Raw genomic sequence first — 17,251 nt, 5'->3', positions numbered from 1 at the left:
GGTCCGGGCGGAGCCCGCGACCCCCCTCACTGGGCACCCCCCTCAAGCGCGCCGGCCGTCCGCGTCCGCGCAAGATACGCGGACGCAGTCTGAAGCTCCCCCGTCAGCGCCTCCACCGTCACCGCCATGCTCTCGGTGGCCTGCACCTTGAAGCTGTCGATCGCATCCAGCGTCGCGTAGATCTGCGCGAACGCCGACCGCAAGGTCTCCGCCCCCACGGCCGGATCCGCCGCGATCCGCTGGATCTCCCCGCTCTGCGAGGACAGCATCTCCGCGTTCCCCCGGATCAGCTCCTCCGTCGTCCCCTTCAGCGCGTTGACCTGCTCGATCACCTTGCCCTGCGTCTCCAGCGCGGAGGCCAGCATCACCGCGATCCGCAGCGCGGACACGGTGGTGGTGGCGGCCCGGTCGACGCCCTTGATCAGCTCGTCGTTGTTGCGCCGCACCACGTCCATCGCCAGGTACCCCTGCGCGCAGACGGCCAGCTGGGTCAGCAGGTCCTGGTGCTTCTGCCGGACGGGGAAGAGCACGTCCGCGCGCATGGCGTCCGCCGCCTGCGGATCGGCGTACCCGGTCTCGGCGATCCGCTGCTCGACGGCCCCGTCCAGGGCCTCGGTGAGGACCGCGTACTCCTGGAGCTTGCCCATCGTCTCCCACAGGCGGGTCCGCTCGGTGTGCAGGGCCGCGTTGTCGCGGCGCAGCTCGTCCTGGCCGCCGCGCAGCGCGCCGACGATCCGGTTGAGCGTGGCCTGCGAGGAGGCGTACTTGGCCACGTGGTCGCGGAACTTGTTGCCGCCGGGCAGCTTCGCGAGCAGCCTGCGGGCGCCCTTGGCGGGCGTGTCGCGCGGGTCGAGGTCCTCGACCGTGCGCCGCAGTTCGACGAGCGAGCCCGCGACGCGGGCGGTCGCGTCTGCGCCGCCGTCCGGGCCGAGGGACCGTACGGCCCGCTCCAGCATCCGGTTGGACTGCTGGGCGGCGCTGCGGATGTCGGCCGAGCCGAGCCCGGCGATCTCCCCGATCCGGGTGGCGAACTCGGGGGAGCGGGCATCGAGCCCGGCGAGCGAGCCGACGTACTCCCCGGCCCGGCGGGCCATCTCGTCGCGCACCCCGTCCTGGAGCGGTACGAGGCCGGCGGCCTGCTCCCGCTTGACGGGGGCGACGGGCTCGGGGGCGGTGAGGACGAGCGGGCCGTCCTCGGGCGGTGTCAGTGTCATGTGTGGTGGTCCCCCTATCCCTTGGCGCGCGCGGCCAGCGCCATCAGGATCTTGACGGTCGGTGCGCCGACCTGGCGGATGCCGGTCAGTTCCGGGTTGAGGTACGCGGCGTGCGGCGCGGTCGCGGCGGTGAACTCGGCGACGCCCTCCTGCGGGCGGAAGCCGTGGCGGACGGCCAGCGCGCGCAGCTTCGGGTCGGTGGCGAGCAGCGAGCCGAGCTCCTTGGCCTTGTCGCTGATCGGCACGAAGGTGTGCGGGGAGTTGACGGTGGTGTCCGGATAGAAGACCACCATGTCGGCGTCCCCCGCTCCTTGCTTCATCTGGAGCAGGGAGGCCACCTGGGACTCGTAGGCCAGGATGAGCGGTTCGCCGCTGCCGCTGATGAAGGACCGGAAGGGGTCGTCGGTGCTCTGCTCCAGGGCGCCCTGCACGGAGATCAGCTTGTGCATGAGCGGCGCGGTGCGCTCGATCGCGGCGTCGTCGCCGACGACTCCGAGGTTGTTGGCGACATTGGAGGTCGCGGCGAGGAAGAGCGCGCCGGAGTTGGAGGTGGTCGGGTCGGTGGTCTTGATGAACACCGTGCCGATCAGCTCGGGATAGGCGGAGGTGCCGCCCTGCAGGGCCTGCCAGGTCCTGTCCTCCTGGGCGGCCTTGAGGTAAGGACCAAGGAGGAGCGTGCCGGAGTTCTTGCCGGTCATCTTGGCGAGGCCGTGCTCGGAGAGCACCTTGGCCGCGTTCGGGCGGGCGATGACGACGAGCGGGGAGAAGAAGGGCTTGGTGTTCTGTGCGCCCTTCAGACCGGCCGCCGCCTCGATCTCCTGGGCGGGCTCACTGCTGCTGGGGAAGGCGAAGTCGAACTCCTTGAGGGCGAGTTGATCCATTGCCCAGGAGCCCGAGGTCTCCGTCTTCACGGTGTAGCCCTTGTCGGCAAGGGCCTTGACGACGTCCCGGTCACGAAAGAACTCGGACTTCTCGGACCCGATGACGCCTCGCACGGTCTTCGTTGCCGTGCCTTCCGGCTTGTTCCCCCCGAGGGCGATGACGGCTGCGACGCCGCCGATCAGGAGGACCGCCAGGGCGATTCCCAATATGCGCTTCACGGGTGCAGCGTCCTCGCGGAAACCCACATTCCGCGCGGTCTTGAATGAACGTCAGGTGTCCAGCCGGTCCCACTTCGAAATGCTGTGTGGGCCCGTGGGTGCTGGTGAGCGGGTCGGGTGCCGAGGAGGATCGTGGCATGGGCGTGAGCGCGTTGAAGTGGCAGGGCTGGCTCGTCGGACTGGTGGTCCTGGCGGGACTGCTGGCGTTCGCCCCGCTGGGGCTGTACGTCTGGGCCAGCGGCGAGCCGGGCGCGGCGCCGCCTCGGGCGGCCGTGGAGGACGTACGGGTCACCGGGTGCCGAATCGATCCGGCGAGCCGGCGTGTGGTGGCGGCGGTCGAGGCGACGGGTCGGCCCCAGGGCCTCGGGGCGTACGTCGTCACGGTCGAGTTCCGCGAGCGGCCGGACGCGGTCCCGGGTGACCGGGCGGCCCAGGCTTTGGTCAGGCTCCCGGGCGTCGCCCCGACCGCGGTGGAACACGCGGAAGCCCTGGGCCCGGTCTGGCCGCCGTCCACGCCCCCGTGGTGCGGTGTCGCTGCCGCGGAGTTCCGCCCAACCCCCGACTGAAGCCGCTCCCGGCGCTCCGCCCCCGGACCCCCGCGCCTCAAGCGCCGGCGAGGCTGACTTCGGGCTGCGCCCTCACGCCTCAAGCGCCGGCGGGGCTGGGTTTGGGCTGGTGTCGCCCGGCTTTCGCCCGGGGCGGCTGGGTTGCCCGCAGGGCAATTTCAGCCCCGCCGGCGTTTGAGGCGCGGGGTCCGGGGCGGAGCCCCGTAGTGGCCCGCGCGGCGGCGGTGTCCCCCCGAGCAACCCCGCAGGGGACATGGCACCCGGTCCGGAGCCTCCGCGGCCCCGGACCGGGGCCGTCAGTGGGCGCCGGCCAGGTCCGACAGGGACAGGGCGGCGGCGTGCGCATCCATCCGCTCGGCGGCGAGGATCGCGACGGTGGTGTCCGCGCGGGACGCGGCGACGAGGAGCGCGCGGGCGGCGAGGTCGTGCGCGCGCTGGTGCAGCGCCGCGGTGTCCCCGGCGGCGCGGCCACCCGCCGCACGGGTCGGCTGGGCCCCGCGCAGTCGCGCGACCTGCGCGGCGATCTCCGCGGCGGCGTCCTGGAGGCCGAGCTCGTCGGTCAGGGTGAGCAGCGCGGCGAGATGCCCGGCGAGCTGGATGTCCAGGGCCTCGCCACGGCTGCTGCGCGGGTAGTCGCTCTGGTGGCCGCCCACACGGTGGACGACCGGCTTGGTGCGGATCGGCTCGTACATGAGGAGGCCTCCTGCGTGGTCAGGAGACCATCCTACATTGGATCCGTTCTAAAGTTGAGCTGAATCCGGCTACTGAGACCGGGCCTGCGGCTACGGCTGGCTGTAGCCGTCCAGGAAGTTCCCGATCCGGGTCACCGCGTCGGCCAGATCCTTGGCGGCGGGCAGGGTGACGATCCGGAAGTGGTCGGGCTCGGTCCAGTTGAAGCCCGTGCCGTGCACGACCATGATCTTCTCGGCCCGCAGCAGGTCGAGGACCATCTGACGGTCGTCCTTGATCTTGTAGACCGAGGGGTCGAGCTTCGGGAAGAGGTACAGCGCGCCCTTGGGCTTCACGCAGGTGATGCCGGGGATCTGCGTCAGCACGTCGTACGCCGCGTCGCGCTGCTCCAGCAGCCGCCCGCCCGGCAGGACCAGGTCCACGATGGACTGGCGGCCGCCGAGAGCGGTGGCGATGGCGTGCTGGGAGGGCATGTTGGCGCAGAGCCGCATGTTCGCCAGGATCGTCAGGCCCTCGATGTACGAGGAGGCGTTGTTCTTCGGGCCGCAGACCGCCATCCAGCCGGCCCGGTAGCCGGCGACGCGGTAGTTCTTGGAGAGCCCGTTGAAGGTCAGGGTCAGCAGGTCCGGCGCGATGGCGGCGGTGTTGGTGTGCGTGGCCCCGTCGAAGAGGATCCGGTCGTAGATCTCGTCCGAGCAGACGACCAGGTTGTGGCGGCGGGCGATGTCCGTCAGCCCGCGCAGCATCTCGTCGTCGTAGACGGCGCCGGTCGGGTTGTTCGGGTTGATGATCACGAGCGCGCGGGTGCGGTCGGTGATCTTGCGCTCGATGTCGGCGAGGTCCGGCATCCAGTCGGCCTGCTCGTCGCAGCGGTAGTGCACGGCCGTGCCGCCGGCGAGGCTCACCGAAGCCGTCCACAGCGGGTAGTCCGGCGCCGGGACCAGCACCTCGTCGCCGTCGTCGAGCAGCGCCTGCATCGACATCTGGATCAGCTCGGAGACGCCGTTGCCGAGGTAGATGTCCTCGACGTCCAGCTCGATGCCCTTGGTCTGGTAGTGCTGCATGACCGCGCGGCGCGCGGAGAGCAGCCCCTTCGCGTCCCCGTAGCCGTGGGCTGTGCCCAGGTTGCGGAGCATGTCCTCAAGGATCTCCGGCGGGCAGTCGAAGCCGAAGGCCGCGGGGTTGCCGGTGTTGAGCTTGAGGATGCGATGACCTGCTGCTTCGAGCCGCATCGCCTCTTCGAGGACGGGGCCGCGGATCTCGTAGCAGACATTGGCGAGTTTCGTTGACTGGATCACCTGCATGACGGGAGCTTACGGGGCTCCGTGCGGGCGCGCCGCGCCATTTCGGCCGGAGGTGCGGCGTGCGATATGTCCCGTTTCGCGCGAAGGGCGGGTGTGGGCGCCGCGCGTCCTTGGAATCCGGGGCCGCGCCACCGTGCTTGCCTGCGGAACGGCGGCGCCCCCGCAGTCGGGTCCGCGCCGGTGTTGCGCTCGTCACTACGGCACGGTGCACACCACTCGGGTGACCCGCGCCGTCAGTGGCCCGCTCTACGGTGTGGGGAGTGCCGTACGTCAGGGGGAAGGGTGAGGCACATGACACCGCTGAAGGTCATCGCGGGGGACGCGACCAGCCCGCAGGCCAAGGGGCCCAAGGTCATCGCGCACGTCTGCAACGACATCGGGGGCTGGGGGAAGGGCTTCGTGCTCGCGCTCTCCAAGCGCTGGCCCGAGCCGGAGGCCGAGTTCCGCGCCTGGCACCGGCGCCGGAGCGCGAACGACTTCGGGCTGGGCGCCGTGCAGCTGGTGCGGGTCCGGCCCGACACCTGGGTGGCCAACATGGTCGGGCAGCGGGGCATTCGCACCGGCAGCGGCGGCCCGCCGATCCGGTACGAGGCGGTCGAGCGCTGCCTCGGGCTGCTCGCCGGGCACGCGATCGAGCTCGGGGCCTCCGTACACATGCCCCGCATAGGCTGCGGACTCGCCGGCGGCAAGTGGTCGCGCATCGAACCGCTGATCACCGACGCGCTGTGCGCCCGCGACGTGTCGGTGACGGTCTACGACCACGCCTGAGGCCGCGCATGGCAGCATCGGCCCCATGGAGTACCGGTACGCAACCGAGGCCGACGCGCCCGCCATGGCCGCCCTCTTCGCCGCCAACCACCACGACGCGCTGAGCGCGCGGCAGCGGGCCGCCCAGGGCTTCGTGCAGGGCGCGTTCGACGAGGCCGCGCTGACCCGCATGGCCGGGGCCGGGGAACTGCTGGTCGCGGACGACGGAGGCCGGGTCGCCGGCCTGCTCGGCCTGTCGGCCGCCCAGGACCTGTCCGCCCCACCGCCACCGGTCCTGGGCCTGCTCGGTGCCCAGGACACGCTGCGGTGGCAGGGCCGCGCGCTGAGCGAGACCCGCTGGCTGCTCTACGGCCCGGTGGTGGTCGACGCCGCCTACCGCGGCCACGGCGTGGCCCGGGGCCTGTTCACCATGGCCGTCGCGGAGGCGGCCGGCCGCGCGGACGCGGTGGTCGCGTTCATCGAGGCCGGGAACCTCCCGTCCTGGCGCGTGCACGTGGACGGCTTCGGCATGACCCCACTGGGCGAGTACGCGGCCGCGGGCCGCACCTACAGCGCGGTGGCGGCTGCCGTCTGACCGTCGAGGAACACCGCCCAGGCCGTGGCCGCCACGGCGAACCGCGGGCTCGCCTCGCCGAGCTTGGAGTCCCGGACGTGCACGGTGTGGGGGCAGGCCGCTACTTCGACGCAGGCGCTGCCTTGGTCGTCGCTGTACGTCGACTTGCGCCAGTCCAGGGCGACTTCGATGCAGTTGGCGCCCTCATCGTCGCTGTAACTGGACTTGAACCACGTGAGACCGCTGCTCATAGCTCCTCCGCGAGCTTTTTGATGAACTCCGCCGACTCTGCCGCGCTGAGGGCGTTCATCCGGATCATGCCATGCGTCTGCGTGAGCGCACTGACCTTGTCGCGGTGGGAGTACATCGCCGTGGTCTTCTGGCCGTCGGCCCACGCCCACAGTTGGTGTTCGGGCGTCTCCATGAGGACGAGGGGGCCGCGCAGGGCCGCTCCACAGACCCTCCCGGAGGGCAGGATCTGGATGAAGACATTGCGCAGATCGCTCAGCTTCAGGAGCAGGTGCAGTTGTCGGCGCATGACCTCCTTGCCGCCGACCCCCGTGCGCAGGGCTGCCTCGCCGATGATGAAGCCATACACGGTCTTGATCCGGCGGCCCATCTTCTCCTGGCGTTCGAGTCGACCGCGGACGCGTTCCTCGATGGTCTCGGGGTCCAATGGGGGAGATCCGTCGCCCATCAGCGCCCGCATGTACTCCTCGGTCTGGAGCAACCCAGGGATCAGCAACGGCTCGTAGTTGTTGAAGGCGACGCACTCCGCCTCCGCCGCCATGAACTCCTCGGACCGTTTCGGAAACGGCTCCGGCTTCATGTACTCCGAGACCGCCGCCAGCTTGCCGCCCGCGCCGAACATCGAGTCCGCGACCTGGAGGAGCCGCAACGTGGGCCGGCGGCGGCCCAGTTCCATCGACTTCACCGTCTCCGCGTCGTAATTGGCCTCCGCGCCCAGTTCCTCGCGGGTCTTGCCGGCCTCCGTGCGCCACAGCTTGACCTGGTTGCCGCCGTACCGCCACGCCTCGGTCATCGGTCCGTCCTCCCCTCGCACCGGTACCGCGCGTGTACAACCGGCCCCGGTCTACGCACGGTTACTCGCCCGGGCCATACCCCCGGCGCCACTGTATGGACCATGGATCACCCCATCGAGTGGCGCTACCCCCGTGCGCCCCGCAGCGTCCCCCACGCCCGCGCCCGGCTCGCCGCCCAGGCCCGGGAGTGGAAGCTGCCCGACGACACGACCGACACGGCCGTGCTCCTGCTCAGCGAGCTGATGGCCAACGCCTGCCGGCACGCCCGGGTGCCCGCCGGGCGGGAGGTGTGGGTGCGGTGCCTGCTGAGCGGGGAGCGGCTGCGGGTCGAGGTGCTCGATGCCGGGCGCGAGCTGCCCGTACCCCGCGAGGCGCGGCCGCTGGACGAGTCCGGCCGGGGGCTCGCGATCGTGGCGGCGCTGGCCGGGGCCTGGGGCGCGTACCCGAGGGAGTGCGGGATCGGCAAAGCCGTCTGGTTCGAGCTCGGCTTCGAGTTCAGCGCTCGATGATCACCAGCGGGATCTCGCGGGGCGCGGCCGCCGCCTGGTAGTCGTCGTACGCGGGCCAGAGCGCGGTCATCGCCGCCCAGTACGTCTCGCGCTCCTCGGGGGTCGCCGTCCGGGCGCGGGCCTGGGCGGTGAGCGCGCCGACCTGGAGGCGGACCTCGGGGTGGCTGCACAGGTTCCGGTACCAGCCGGGGTGGTGGGCCGCGCCGTCGGCGGCGGCGAGGACGATGTGGCGGTCCTCGTCGCTGGTGTAGATCAGCGGGGTGCGCACCGTACGGCCCGCGACGCGGTCGAAGGTGGTGAGCAGCAGGGTCGGGACCCCGTGCCACAGGTGGCCGTCGGCGCCTGCGGTGGCGACGTACGCGCGCACGTGGTCGAGGCGGCTGCCGGGCGGCGGGTCGGCCGGGTGGTCCCAGTCGACGGCGGCGGGGGTGGTGGCGGTCTGCATCCTGCTGTCCTCCGGATCGGGCCCCCGCGCGGCTAACGAGCGTCCACCGATTCTGGATGCGGTCGGCCGGTCCCGCACGGCAGGCGCGCGGGGGAGCCCCCGGGGCCGGGCGCCGGGGGCGGGTCCGCGGCTACGGGAGGTAGCGCTCGATGACCTGCGGACCTTCCTTCTCGATCAGCTTGCGTGCCTTCTCGACCCGCTCCGGAGTCGGGTCGTGTCCGGTCGCCATCACCAGGTCTTCGGGGTCGTACGGTCGGTCCCCGCCCGTGTGGAGCCGGTCCGACCGCGTGGGCTGCTGGTCCGATTCACTGTCCATCGGGTACCTCCTCCTGTGTTCCCTGGCCCCATGGTCCGGCCCAGCTTCCATGAACGCACCTCGGGACCCGGGGACCCGGGGATCAGAGGGTGCCCGCCGTGGCCAGCGTGCCGAGGGCGACCAGTGCGGCGCAGATGCCCAGGTTCACGGCCCTGTGCTCCCAGAACACGGCGACGAACTCGCGGATCGTGGCGCTCGGCCAGTAGTACCGGGCGGTGGGCGAGCCCAGTACCTGCCCGTTGACCCGGGCCTTGCGGGCCATCATCGCCGCCCGGAAGGCGTGGAAGTCGTTGGTGACGACCACGCACCGGTAGTGCGGGTCGTGCGCCGTCATGAGTTCGCGGCTGAACCGCATGTTCTCCTCGGTCGTGGTGGACCGGTCCTCCAGCACGACGTGCTCCTGCGGCACACCCTGCTCGATCAGCCAGTCCGCCATGGCGCGGGCCTCGGGGACCTTCTCGTCGGAGCCCTTGCCGCCCGAGACGAGCAGCACCGGCGGCCGGCCGCCCCGGGCCAGCTGGGCCTCGTAGATCTGCTGGCCCTTGCGCAGGCGGGAGGCCAGCAGCGGCGGCACGCGGTCGCCGCCGATCAGGCCCGCGCCCAGCATGACCACGTGGTCGACGTCGCCGCGCACCCTGATCCGCCCGTACAGGAAGGCGTACCCGAGGAAGCAGAGGAAGGTGAAGGAGACGTACACGACGACCAGGGTCAGCGTCGCGACCATGCCGTGGAGGATCCGGGAGCCCTGCATGCCGACGCCGACCAGCAGCGCGATCATCGCGAAGATGCCCAGCCCCGCCAGGAGCGACAGCAGGTTGGCCGGGCTGCGGCCCTCCCGGCGGACCATGGTCACGCCGTTGCCGATCAGGAAGGCGCCGAGCGCGAGGGTGCCGAGGGCCGGGACGGCGAAGACGAGCATCAGGACGGCCACGGACGCCCACCGCGGCAGTACGGACACCTGGAGGAGCAGCGCGAACGACAGGGTGATGAAGGTCAGGCCGAGCAGCACCGCGTTGCGGAAACGGCGGCGGTCTTTGCGGACGCTGAGGCAGAAGAGCAGGAAAAGCAGGGCGGCTAGGGCGAAGGCGACCATGCGGTTCATCGTAAGTGTTACGGATGGGCGGGTCTGCGGCGTACGGAGCGCCCCGCGAGGACGTCCGTCCGGCGGCCGTCCCGCATCACGAAGCGCCCGTCGATCAGCACGTACGGGATCCCGGTGGGCAGCGCGCGCGGCCGCTCGTACGTGGACCCGGCCGCCACCGTGTCCGGGTCGAAGAGCACCAGGTCGGCGCGGTACCCCTCGCGCACGAGCCCCCGGTCGGGCAGCCGCAGGCGCGCGGCCGGGCGGCCGGCCAGGTGCGCCACGCACTCCTCCAGGGTGAGCACGCCCAGCTCGCGGACGTAGTGGCCGAGGTAGTGCGGGAAGGTGCCGTACGCCCTAGGGTGCGGCTTCGCGCCCTGCAGGATGCCGTCCGAGCCGCCCGTGTGCACGGGATGGCGCATGATCGCCCGGACGTTCTCCTCGTCCCCGACGTGTTGGAGGATGCCGGTCCGCAGCCGGTCCTCCAGCAGGAGCCGCCGGGCGGCCTCCCAGCCGGTCAGGCGCGTGCCGACGTACGGGGAGAGCGCCGGGTCGCCGACGCCCGCGATCTCGATCGTGGACCAGTCGACGGGGACGCCGTGGCAGCCATCGGAGCCCTCCACCTCCAGTTCGCAGCGGATCCGCTCGGCCTCGGCGTCGTCGCGCAGCCGGGCCAGGACCGCCTCCGGGCCGCCTTCGCCCGCACGGCTCGGGAGAAGGGCGGCGAGGGTGGTGCAGCCGGGGGTGTACGGGTAGCTGTCGAGGGTGATGTCGCAGCCGTCGGCCAGCGCCGCGTCGAGCAGGGCCAGCAGCTCGGGGGCCCGGCCGGCGTTCTCGCCGAAGTTCATGGTGGCGTGCGCGAGGTGCAGCGCGCAGCCGGCCTCGCGGGTCAGCTCGACCATCTCGGCGTAGGCGGCGAGCGCTCCGCGGCCGTACGAGCGGTGGTGCGGGCAGTAGTAGCCGCCGTACCGGGCCACGACCCGGCACAGCTCGGTCAGCTCGGCGCCGGACGCGTACATGCCGGGGGTGTAGGTGAGCCCGGAGGACATGCCGACGGCGCCCTCGGCGAGGCCGTCGGCGACGAGCGTACGCATCCGGTCCAGCTCGGCGGGGGTGGCCGGGCGGTCGTCCCAGCCGAGGGCGTACGCGCGGACCGTGCCCTGGGGGACGAGGTAGGCGGCGTTGACGGCGATGCCCCGGCCGCCGTGGGCGGTGTCCAGGGCGTCGAGGTAGCCGGCGACGGTGCGCCAGCGGAAGTCGACGTCGTCGCCGGGGCCGTTCCAGCCGGCGATGGCGGCCCGCACCTCGCCGAGGGTGCGGTCGTCGACGGGGGCGTAGGAGATGCCGTCCTGGCCGAGGACCTCCAGGGTCACGCCCTGGGCGGCCTTGGCGCCGTGGTCCGGGTCGCGGAGCAGGGCGAGGTCGCTGTGGGCGTGCATGTCGACGAAGCCCGGGGCGAGGACGAGCCCGTGCGCGTCGAGGCTGCGCCCGCCCCGGGGGACCCGGCCGATCGCGGCGATCCGGCCCTCGTGGACGGCGACGTCGGCGGTGTACGAGGGCCCGCCCGTGCCGTCGACGACGCGGGCCCCGCGGATGACCAGGTCCATCGGGGTGCGGGCCTAGAAGAAGGTGCGGACGTAGTCGGTGACGGTGCCGTCGGCCTCCACGACCGGGATCAGCGGCCACTTCTCGAAGATCGTGCAGGGGTGGGACATGCCGAGGGCGACCCAGTCGCCGACGTTCACGTCCTCGGCCGAGTCGGTCTCCAGCCAGGCGTGTTGGTCGGACAGCTTGGTGACGCGGATGCCGGTGGCGGGGCGCTCGGCGCCGGTGAGGGCGTCGCGCACCAGCTCGGCCTCCGGCAGGCCGAGGTCGTAGGCGATGTCGCGCTTGCCGGCGTTGACGAAGGCCTGGGTGGGGGAGGGGCGCGAGACGACCTGGGTCCAGAGGCGGAAGGCCGGGCGCAGGCCGCCCTCCTCGGGGACGCGGTTGAAGGGGGTCAGGCGGGTGTACCAGCCGTGGTCGTGCGAGACGTACGCGCCGGAGCGCAGCAGGCGAAGGGTGGGCCGGGACAGCTCCGGGAGTTCGCCGAAGACGTCGGCGACGGCGTCGAACCAGGCCGAGCCGCCGGCGCTGACGACGATCTCCTCCAGGGCGGGGGAGAAACGGCCCGCCTTGTCGAACTCGACCACCAGGCCGGTCATGCGGCGCAGGTACGCGTGGACGTTGTCCGGGTCGGCGCCGGGCACCTCTGCCTCGTAGCCGGCGATGCCGACGAGGCGCAGGGTGGCGGCGGCCCGGGCGACCGCGTCGGCCACGGCGCGGCAGTCGTCGTCGCTGCGGGCCCCCGTGCGGGCGCCCTCGCCCGCGCCGAGCTCGACGACGACGTCCACGCGGACGCCGAGGCCCTCCAGGGCGCGGTCCATGAGCTGTACGCCGCGTACGGAGTCGACGTAGCAGACGAAGCGGAAGTCGGGGTCGGCGGTGAGCTCGGCCGCGACCCAGCGCAGGGCGGCGGGGTCGACGAGCTCGTTGGCGAGGAAGATCCGCTGGATGCCGAACGCGCGGTAGACGCGGGCCTGGTGGGGGACGGCGGCGGTGATGCCCCAAGCGCCGTGGTCGAGTTGGCGGCGGAAGAGCTGCGGAGCCATGCAGGTCTTGCCGTGCGGGGCGAAGGCGAGGCCGTGGCGGGTGGCGTACTCGCCGAGGGCGGCGAGGTTGTGTTCGAGCGCGGGGGCGTCGAGGGTCAGGACGGGGGTGGTGAACCCGCCGGTGTAGAGGTCCCGCCGCTCGGCGGCGAGGCGGCCGACGGTGAGGCCGGCGGTCTGTGCGTCCGGGGGCAGGCCCTTGAACCGGTGGTCCACCGGTTCGTCGGCGAGTGCCTTGACGGGGTCGCTGGCCATGCGGGTGCCTCCCGGGGTGTGCGGTTGCGCTGTCCGCAACGGTCGTTGCGTATGCCGCTGCATGCTGTCTAACATCCCGGGTGACGGCCGGTCAACGCCGGTGGTGCGGGCGCGGCCCCGCTGCCGGGGCTCCGCCCCGGACCCCGCGCCTCAAACGCCGGCGGGGCTGGATTTGGCTGATCCCGCCTGCCCGGCGCGGGGGTCCGGGGCGCAGCCCCAGCAGAGGAGAGGACACGCCGTGAGCCAGTCGGTGGAGCGGGCGCTGCGGATTCTGCCCGCGCTGGCCAAGGGGCCGGCCGGGCTGGGGGACGTGGCCGCGGAGCTCGACGTGCACAAGAGCACCGCGCTACGGCTGCTCCGGACCCTGCACGCACACGGCTTCGTGTACCGCCAGGCCGACGGCCGCTACCGCCTCGGCGCCGGGCTCTTCGCGCTCGCCGCCGAGGCCGTCGAGAACCTCGACGTCCGCGACATCGCCCACCCCCACCTCGTCGAGCTGAACCGGACCACCGGCCACACCGTGCACCTCGCCCTGCACCAGGACGACGAGGTCGTCTACGTGGACAAGGTCGACAGCCGCTACCCCGTACGGATGTACTCCCGCATCGGGAAGCCCGTACCCCTCACCGTCGCCGCCGTCGCGAAGGTGCTCCTCGCCGACCTCCCGGAGAACGAGCGCGCGGCCCTGGCCGGCCGGGTCGACTACCCCCGCTACACGGCCCGTTCGACCCCCGACGCGGCCGCCTTCCTCCGCGAGCTGGAGCTCGTACGGGAGCAGGGCTGGGCCACCGACCTCGGCGGCCACGAGGAGGCGATCAACTGCGTCGGCGCGCCCGTCCGAGGCCCCGGCGGGCGGGTCGTCGCCGCGCTGTCGGTCTCCGCCCCGACCGCCGCGGCCTCCGCCGAGGCGGTGCTCGAACTGCTGCCGCTCGTACTGCACACCGCCGACACCATCAGCCGGGAGTACTCCGGCTCCGCACAGGAAGACCCCTCATGACCGAGAAGACCGCCATCACCCCCGGCACCCACACCATCCCGCCCGCGAAGTTCTCGCACGGCGTGCGCAAGGGGAACATCCTCCAGGTCGCCGGCCAGGTCGGCTTCCTGCCGCACGTGGACGGCCGGGCGCCGACCCCGGCCGGGCCGACGCTGCGCGAGCAGACCCTCCAGACGCTGAAGAACGTCCGCTCCGTCCTGGAGGCCGGCGGCGCGGGCTGGGACGACGTGATGATGATCCGCGTCTACCTCACCGACACGGGCCACTTCGCCGAGATGAACGAGATCTACAACGCGTACTTCGAGGAGCAGGGCCTGAAGGAGGCCCCGGCCGCCCGTACGACCGTCTACGTCGGCCTGCCCGCCGGGCTGCTCGTCGAGATCGACGCGCTCGCCGTCCTCGGATGAGCGGCAGGGGAACGGGAGAGGGCGCCCCCCTGGCGGTGGGGCGCCCCGGTTCCTAGACGCAGTACTGCGACTGCTTGCCGATCGACCGGTACATGCAGTCCGCGTTCTCCAGGAGCTGGAGCACCGCTTCCTTGTTGCGCGCGGTCTCGCGGTCGATCACCTCGTCGGGCGGGTAGAAGCCGCCCCCGCCGTTCTCCGGGTACATCTCGAAGGTGTACGTGAAGATCTTCTGGTTGCCCCACATCCAGTCGTCGATCGTCCCGTCCGTGATGTACAGGTCGCTCGACTGCTCCGGCGTGTAGCCGTTGCTGTTCGCCATGCTCGTGCCGATGGTCTTGTACACCGCCAGGTCATCGGCGGTCATGCCGGGCGCCGTGTCGTTGTACGTCCACCCGAACGGCCACAGCACCAGCTCGCTGTACGTGTGGAAGTCGATGGAGGCCGTGATCTGCTGCTTGCCGCCGACCACGCGGCTGCGCACGAAGTCCGCGACCACCTTCACCTCGGGCGCCGACTCGCCGGCCGCGCCGCGGTAGGTCTCGGAGCTCTTGCTGCTGCTGGAGCCGCCGCAGCAGCCCCACTTGTAGTTCCAGTTGCGGTTCTCGTCGGTGCCCACGTACGAGGAGCCCGAGTTCGGCTGGCGGTTCTTGCGCCACGAGCGGTACGAGCCCGTCGCGATGTCGTATTCGCCGCCGTCCGGGTTCAGGTCCGGCACGATCCAGATCTCGCGGCCGTTGACCATGTTGGTGATCCGGGACTCGGTGCCGTACTTCGAGCCGAATTCCTTGAGCAGGTAGAGCGCCATCTCGACGGTCAGGTGCTCGCGGGCGTGCTGGTGGTGGGTGAAGAGGACCTCGGGCTCGTTCTCGTCGGTCGCGACGTTGTCGCTGATCTTGATCGCGATGATGTCCCGGCCCTGGTACGACTTCCCGATCACCTTCTTGCTCATGATCGAGGGGTACTGCGCGATGCGCTGGTCGATCTCGGCGTTGGCCTCGGCGTAGTTGTGGTACTTCGAGTCCGCCGAGGGGAAGTCCATCGTCCCGGTCGCGACGCCGGGCTCGGTACGGGTCGGCGGGCCGGGCAGGGGCGTCAGCCTGTAGCCGAGCCCGCGCAGGGCCCTGGCCTGCATGGTGTCGGCGCTGACGACGACCGAACGGGCGTCGACCTCGTCGATGGAGGCGCCGGTGCGGAGCAGGTCCGTGCGTTCCTGAGCGGTGGCCGGGCCCTTGATCTCGTACTGGGCGATCGCCTCGTCCTGGGTGGCCGTGGACGGGGTGGGCGGTGGGGCTGCCGTCGCGCTCAGGCCGTAGGCGGGTGCGCCGAGCGCGAGCGCCAGCAGGGCCGCCGTGAGGGCGGCCCTTCGGCGGTTGTGGAGCCGCATGCGTTCTCCTGGGTGGGAGTGTGGGGGTAGCCGTGCGGACGCGCACAGCGTGCTCTCGTGGCATGTCCGGGTCAAGAACTCGAATCGGCCACCCCCACACCACTACCTGCTAAGGCAGGCCGTGGACCTTGGGACCCACCGCATTGGACCAAGCACTACCCGCCTTGGCGTCCCAGTTGGTCGACCAGGTCATCGCGCCGCGCAGCCCCGGATAGGTCTTCGACGGCTTGAAGGACCCGCAGCTCGTGCCGCGCGCCAGGCAGTCCAGTGCGTTGTTCACGACGCTCGGGGAGACGTAGCCGCTGCCCGCGCCGCTCGGCGAGGCCGGGACGCCGATGCCGACCTGCGAGGGGTCGAGGCCGCCCTCCAACTGGATGCAGGCGAGCGCGGTGAGGAAGTCCACCGAGCCCTGGGAGTAGACCTTGCCGTCGCAGCCGTTCATGGAGCCGCTGTTGTAGTACTGCATGTTGACGACGGTCAGGATGTCCTTGATGCCCAGTGCCGTCTTGAAGTAGCCGCCCTGCGTGGACTGCATGTCGATGGTCTGCGGGGCCATCGTGATGACGAGCGAGGAGCCCGCCTTCGAGGACAGCGAGCGCAGTGCCTGCGTCATGTACGTCGGGTTGAGGCCGTTCTCCAGGTCGATGTCGATGCCGCTGAAGCCGTACTCCTGCATCAGCGCGTACGCGGAATTGGCGAGGTTGTTCGCGGAGGTCGAATCATTGACCGAGATCGTGCCCTTCTCGCCGCCGACCGACAGGATGACGGACTTGCCGGCCGCCTTCTTGGCGGCGATGTCCGCCTTGAACTGGGCGACGGTGTAGCCGCCGAGTCCCGCCGAGTCGAGGTTGAAGGAGATGGCGCCGGGCGTGGTCGTGGCGTCGGCGAAGGAGACGGCGATGATGTCGTACTGCGCGGAGACGTCGGAGATCTTCTGGACGGTCGCGCCGTTGTTGAAGTTCTGCCAGTAGCCCGTCAGGGCGTGCTTGGGGACGGACGGGTTCGGGTTGCCGCCGCCGCCCGTCGTGGTGCCGGTCACCGCCGCGGACTTCGGGCCCTCGCCCGCCGCGTTGTACGCGCTCACCTGGAAGGAGTACGAGGTCGAGGCGGCGAGCCCGGTGACCTGGGTGGAGGCCGCGGACACGGTCTGGACGCGGACGCCGTTCTGATGGACGTGATAGCCGGTGGCCCCGCTGACGGCGTTCCACGAAAGGGTGAGCGCATTGGCGCTCTGGCCGGAAACGGCGGTCCCGGTCGGCGCGCCGGGCACGGACGGGCCGGGGTCGGTGCCGCCGCCCCCGTCGGGGCCGAAGACGCTGAACTCGTCGATCACGTACGCGGGTTGGCCGTACCAGCCGTGCGTCCAGACGGTCACCTGAGTGGTGTTCGGGCCGGTGCTGAAGGTGGTGGACAGCTTCTGCCAGCCGCCGCCCGAGCCGGGGGTCCAGGTGGAGACGTCCTGGGTGCCGGTGCCGGTCGCGCCGAGGTAGACGTAGCTGCCCTGGACCTGCGTGCTCAGCGTGTACGTCGAGTTCGGCTTGACCGTGACGGTCTGGCTGCACTGCGCGTTGTCCTGGCCCGCCGGGGTGCCCTTGAGGGCGCCGGCTCCGGCGTACACCGGCGAGGAGACGGCGGCGCCGCTGCCGCCGGTACAGGACCAGTTGGCGAGGCCGGACTCGAAGCCTCCGTTGCGGACGACGTTGACGTCCGCGGCCTGCGCGGCCGTGGCGGTGAGGGCGGCCAGGCCCCCGGCGGTGAGGGTGGCGGCGCCCAGCAGGGCGAGGGAGCGTATGCGGTTCACGAGGGCTCCGGTGGGGGGAGGAAAGGGGATGAGGAGGAGCGGGGGGTTGGCGGGGGCGAGTGGGGTCGCCCGGAAAACGTTTCAGCGCAGCCAAGTTGGTCCAGACCAATCCCCCTGTCAAGAGTGTTTGCAATGTGGCTTGAAATGACCGGACTGCCGATCCCGGTTGT

At 71.6% G+C, this 17,251-nt stretch carries 19 protein-coding genes; 6 read left to right on the top strand and 13 right to left on the bottom strand.

Going from position 1 to position 17,251, the window contains the following annotated elements; translation table 11 throughout:
- Positions 1-26: 26 nt before the first annotated feature.
- Entirely contained in the window at positions 27-1,214 is a 1,188-nt protein-coding gene (locus ACFWBF_RS15960; RefSeq protein WP_385601235.1) for a toxic anion resistance protein, read from the bottom strand.
- 14 nt (positions 1,215-1,228) lie between these two features.
- Positions 1,229-2,314, bottom strand: coding sequence for a hypothetical protein (locus ACFWBF_RS15955; RefSeq protein ID WP_385601232.1), 1,086 nt, complete (start codon positions 2,312-2,314; stop codon positions 1,229-1,231).
- A gap of 143 nt (positions 2,315-2,457) precedes the next feature.
- On the opposite strand from ACFWBF_RS15955, the gene ACFWBF_RS15950 reads away from it, so the two are divergent.
- Positions 2,458-2,880: a hypothetical protein gene (locus ACFWBF_RS15950; RefSeq protein WP_385601229.1), complete on the top strand. Its 423-nt coding sequence runs from the start codon at positions 2,458-2,460 to the stop codon at positions 2,878-2,880.
- A gap of 296 nt (positions 2,881-3,176) precedes the next feature.
- On the opposite strand, the gene ACFWBF_RS15945 is transcribed toward ACFWBF_RS15950, so the two are convergent.
- Positions 3,177-3,572 carry a hypothetical protein gene (locus ACFWBF_RS15945; RefSeq protein ID WP_385601226.1) on the bottom strand — a complete coding sequence of 132 codons (396 nt, stop codon included), beginning with the start codon at positions 3,570-3,572 and terminating at the stop codon, positions 3,177-3,179.
- 90 nt (positions 3,573-3,662) lie between these two features.
- On the bottom strand, positions 3,663-4,874 hold the full coding sequence (locus tag ACFWBF_RS15940) for a pyridoxal phosphate-dependent aminotransferase (RefSeq protein ID WP_385601223.1): 1,212 nt from the start codon (positions 4,872-4,874) through the stop codon (positions 3,663-3,665).
- Positions 4,875-5,165: 291 nt separating this feature from the next.
- Between ACFWBF_RS15940 and ACFWBF_RS15935 the strand changes: the two genes are divergently transcribed.
- Both ACFWBF_RS15935 and ACFWBF_RS15930 read left to right on the top strand, forming a co-directional pair.
- Positions 5,166-5,642 (top strand): macro domain-containing protein, encoded by a 477-nt coding sequence (locus ACFWBF_RS15935; RefSeq protein ID WP_385601220.1) that lies wholly within the window; start codon positions 5,166-5,168, stop codon positions 5,640-5,642.
- Between the two features lie 25 nt (positions 5,643-5,667).
- A complete protein-coding gene (locus tag ACFWBF_RS15930; RefSeq protein WP_385601217.1) occupies positions 5,668-6,216 on the top strand; it encodes a GNAT family N-acetyltransferase in 549 nt (182 codons plus the stop codon).
- Here the strand turns inward: ACFWBF_RS15930 and ACFWBF_RS15925 are convergent.
- Both ACFWBF_RS15925 and ACFWBF_RS15920 read right to left on the bottom strand, forming a co-directional pair.
- A complete protein-coding gene (locus ACFWBF_RS15925; protein WP_385601215.1) occupies positions 6,189-6,446 on the bottom strand; it encodes a DUF397 domain-containing protein in 258 nt (85 codons plus the stop codon). The two genes, ACFWBF_RS15930 and ACFWBF_RS15925, sit on opposite strands and share 28 nt — an antisense overlap.
- Positions 6,443-7,237, bottom strand: a complete 795-nt coding sequence (locus ACFWBF_RS15920; RefSeq protein WP_385601212.1) for a Scr1 family TA system antitoxin-like transcriptional regulator — start codon at positions 7,235-7,237, stop codon at positions 6,443-6,445. Before ACFWBF_RS15920 ends, ACFWBF_RS15925 begins: the two co-directional genes overlap by 4 nt.
- Positions 7,238-7,339: 102 nt before the next feature.
- Between ACFWBF_RS15920 and ACFWBF_RS15915 the strand changes: the two genes are divergently transcribed.
- Positions 7,340-7,747 (top strand): ATP-binding protein, encoded by a 408-nt coding sequence (locus ACFWBF_RS15915; RefSeq protein WP_385601209.1) that lies wholly within the window; start codon positions 7,340-7,342, stop codon positions 7,745-7,747.
- Here the strand turns inward: ACFWBF_RS15915 and ACFWBF_RS15910 are convergent.
- The 5 genes from ACFWBF_RS15910 to ACFWBF_RS15890 form a co-directional block, all read right to left on the bottom strand.
- Positions 7,734-8,192: a nitroreductase/quinone reductase family protein gene (locus tag ACFWBF_RS15910; protein ID WP_385601206.1), complete on the bottom strand. Its 459-nt coding sequence runs from the start codon at positions 8,190-8,192 to the stop codon at positions 7,734-7,736. The two genes, ACFWBF_RS15915 and ACFWBF_RS15910, sit on opposite strands and share 14 nt — an antisense overlap.
- Positions 8,193-8,322: 130 nt before the next feature.
- On the bottom strand, positions 8,323-8,508 hold the full coding sequence (locus ACFWBF_RS15905) for a hypothetical protein (protein ID WP_385225206.1): 186 nt from the start codon (positions 8,506-8,508) through the stop codon (positions 8,323-8,325).
- An 82-nt stretch (positions 8,509-8,590) separates the two neighbouring features.
- Positions 8,591-9,601 (bottom strand): YdcF family protein, encoded by a 1,011-nt coding sequence (locus tag ACFWBF_RS15900; RefSeq protein WP_385601203.1) that lies wholly within the window; start codon positions 9,599-9,601, stop codon positions 8,591-8,593.
- 17 nt (positions 9,602-9,618) lie between these two features.
- Positions 9,619-11,196 (bottom strand): amidohydrolase family protein, encoded by a 1,578-nt coding sequence (locus ACFWBF_RS15895; protein ID WP_385601200.1) that lies wholly within the window; start codon positions 11,194-11,196, stop codon positions 9,619-9,621.
- A 12-nt stretch (positions 11,197-11,208) separates the two neighbouring features.
- Positions 11,209-12,492: an alanine racemase gene (locus tag ACFWBF_RS15890; protein ID WP_385601197.1), complete on the bottom strand. Its 1,284-nt coding sequence runs from the start codon at positions 12,490-12,492 to the stop codon at positions 11,209-11,211.
- Between the two features lie 238 nt (positions 12,493-12,730).
- Between ACFWBF_RS15890 and ACFWBF_RS15885 the strand changes: the two genes are divergently transcribed.
- On the top strand, positions 12,731-13,489 hold the full coding sequence (locus ACFWBF_RS15885; RefSeq protein ID WP_385601194.1) for an IclR family transcriptional regulator: 759 nt from the start codon (positions 12,731-12,733) through the stop codon (positions 13,487-13,489).
- Positions 13,486-13,896, top strand: a complete 411-nt coding sequence (locus ACFWBF_RS15880; RefSeq protein ID WP_385601191.1) for a RidA family protein — start codon at positions 13,486-13,488, stop codon at positions 13,894-13,896. Before ACFWBF_RS15885 ends, ACFWBF_RS15880 begins: the two co-directional genes overlap by 4 nt.
- A 52-nt stretch (positions 13,897-13,948) precedes the next feature.
- Here ACFWBF_RS15880 and ACFWBF_RS15875 read toward each other — a convergent pair whose 3' ends face one another.
- A complete protein-coding gene (locus tag ACFWBF_RS15875) occupies positions 13,949-15,280 on the bottom strand; it encodes a M14 family metallopeptidase (RefSeq protein ID WP_385601187.1) in 1,332 nt (443 codons plus the stop codon).
- A 109-nt stretch (positions 15,281-15,389) separates the two neighbouring features.
- Positions 15,390-17,081: a chitinase gene (locus ACFWBF_RS15870; RefSeq protein ID WP_385601184.1), complete on the bottom strand. Its 1,692-nt coding sequence runs from the start codon at positions 17,079-17,081 to the stop codon at positions 15,390-15,392.
- Between the last annotated feature and the right edge of the window lie 170 nt (positions 17,082-17,251).

It is taken from the genome of Streptomyces sp. NPDC060028 (assembly GCF_042736725.1).
GTDB lineage: Bacteria > Actinomycetota > Actinomycetes > Streptomycetales > Streptomycetaceae > Streptomyces.
This window is presented reverse-complemented; position numbering and strand designations above follow the sequence as displayed.

Excerpts from the sequence above, each read along its gene's own strand:
- ACFWBF_RS15930 (WP_385601217.1), top strand. The coding sequence starts at position 5,668 with ATGGAGTACCGGTACGCAACCGAGGCCGACGCGCCCGCCATGGCCGCC.
- ACFWBF_RS15895 (WP_385601200.1), bottom strand. The coding sequence starts at position 11,196 with ATGGACCTGGTCATCCGCGGGGCCCGCGTCGTCGACGGCACGGGCGGG.
- ACFWBF_RS15935 (WP_385601220.1), top strand. The coding sequence starts at position 5,166 with ATGACACCGCTGAAGGTCATCGCGGGGGACGCGACCAGCCCGCAGGCC.
- ACFWBF_RS15945 (WP_385601226.1), bottom strand. The coding sequence starts at position 3,572 with ATGTACGAGCCGATCCGCACCAAGCCGGTCGTCCACCGTGTGGGCGGC.
- ACFWBF_RS15925 (WP_385601215.1), bottom strand. The coding sequence starts at position 6,446 with ATGAGCAGCGGTCTCACGTGGTTCAAGTCCAGTTACAGCGACGATGAG.
- ACFWBF_RS15910 (WP_385601206.1), bottom strand. The coding sequence starts at position 8,192 with ATGCAGACCGCCACCACCCCCGCCGCCGTCGACTGGGACCACCCGGCC.
- ACFWBF_RS15920 (WP_385601212.1), bottom strand. The coding sequence starts at position 7,237 with ATGACCGAGGCGTGGCGGTACGGCGGCAACCAGGTCAAGCTGTGGCGC.
- ACFWBF_RS15940 (WP_385601223.1), bottom strand. The coding sequence starts at position 4,874 with ATGCAGGTGATCCAGTCAACGAAACTCGCCAATGTCTGCTACGAGATC.
- ACFWBF_RS15915 (WP_385601209.1), top strand. The coding sequence starts at position 7,340 with ATGGATCACCCCATCGAGTGGCGCTACCCCCGTGCGCCCCGCAGCGTC.
- ACFWBF_RS15875 (WP_385601187.1), bottom strand. The coding sequence starts at position 15,280 with ATGCGGCTCCACAACCGCCGAAGGGCCGCCCTCACGGCGGCCCTGCTG.
- ACFWBF_RS15890 (WP_385601197.1), bottom strand. The coding sequence starts at position 12,492 with ATGGCCAGCGACCCCGTCAAGGCACTCGCCGACGAACCGGTGGACCAC.
- ACFWBF_RS15905 (WP_385225206.1), bottom strand. The coding sequence starts at position 8,508 with ATGGACAGTGAATCGGACCAGCAGCCCACGCGGTCGGACCGGCTCCAC.
- ACFWBF_RS15900 (WP_385601203.1), bottom strand. The coding sequence starts at position 9,601 with ATGGTCGCCTTCGCCCTAGCCGCCCTGCTTTTCCTGCTCTTCTGCCTC.
- ACFWBF_RS15880 (WP_385601191.1), top strand. The coding sequence starts at position 13,486 with ATGACCGAGAAGACCGCCATCACCCCCGGCACCCACACCATCCCGCCC.
- ACFWBF_RS15960 (WP_385601235.1), bottom strand. The coding sequence starts at position 1,214 with ATGACACTGACACCGCCCGAGGACGGCCCGCTCGTCCTCACCGCCCCC.